Source organism: Nocardia sp. JW2 (genome assembly GCF_051843015.1).
Taxonomy (GTDB): domain Bacteria; phylum Actinomycetota; class Actinomycetes; order Mycobacteriales; family Mycobacteriaceae; genus Nocardia; species Nocardia coubleae.
The window spans coordinates 1-331 of the sequence record NZ_JBPXLK010000071.1; the positions used below are offsets into that span (position 1 = coordinate 1).

The following is a 331-nucleotide window of genomic DNA, read 5'->3' on the forward strand; positions in this document are numbered from 1 at the left end:
TCACCAGGGAGTATTCAGGCTTACCGGGTGGTCCCGGCAGATTCACAGCAGATTTCACGGGCCCGCTGCTACTCGGGAGACATCCACGAGAGCCTAGGAGTTTTCATTTACCGGACTATCACCGTCTATGGTAGGCCGTTCCAGACCACTTCAACTAACACCTAGGTTTCTGACTCTCGCTCCATTCGGCAGAATGAAGAAGAATGTTCCCACTACCCCAGCAAGACAACGACTGCCGTCTATCACATCAAGCTGGTTTAGCCTCATCCGCTTTCGCTCGCCACTACTCACGGAATCACTGTTGTTTTCTCTTCCTGTGGGTACTGAGATG

The 331-nt window shown here is 52.3% G+C and carries 1 rRNA gene; it reads right to left on the minus strand.

The features are described 5' to 3' along the window. Positions 1–331, minus strand: a 23S ribosomal RNA gene (locus ACSVDM_RS30845); the annotation flags it as partial.